The 524-nt window shown below is 38.0% G+C and carries 1 protein-coding gene; it reads left to right on the top strand.

The features are described from left to right. Positions 1-524 (top strand): 3-hexulose-6-phosphate synthase (gene hxlA, locus AC625_RS24985; RefSeq protein ID WP_049684129.1); only part of this gene is annotated, 524 nt, incomplete at both ends.

Below are 524 nucleotides of genomic sequence, written 5' to 3'. Positions count from 1 at the left end.
ATTGGTACACCGGTTGTTAAAATTGAAGGTCTTCAAGCAGTAAAAGCTATGAAGGAAGCATTCCCTCAATTACAAGTTTTAGCTGACATGAAAACAATGGATGCAGCAGGTTATGAAGTTTTAAAAGCATCTGAACATGGCGCTGATATCGTCACTATTCTAGCTGTAGCTGAAGATGAGTCTATCAAAGGCGCAGTTGCAGAAGCAAAAAAACAAGGTAAAAAGATTCTTATTGATTTAATTGCTGTAAAAGATCTTGCTAAACGTGCGCAAGAAGTTGATGCAATGGGCGTAGACTATATTTGTGTACATACAGGTTACGACCTACAAGCAAAAGGTCAAAACTCATTTAAGGACCTTGAAACAATTAAAGGCGTTGTGAAAAATGCAAAAACTGCAATCGCAGGTGGTATTAAATTAGAAACACTTCCTGAAGTTCTTAAATCAAACCCTGACCTTATCATTGTAGGTGGCGGTATTGCTAACCAAGATGATAAAAAGGCTGTAGCTGCTGAAATGCAACG

Origin of the sequence: Peribacillus loiseleuriae (genome assembly GCF_001183985.1) — a bacterium.
In the GTDB taxonomy this organism is placed as follows: Bacteria; Bacillota; Bacilli; order Bacillales; family DSM-1321; genus Peribacillus; species Peribacillus loiseleuriae.
The sequence above is the reverse complement of the archived record's forward strand: the minus strand, read 5'-3'. Positions and strand labels throughout refer to the sequence as shown.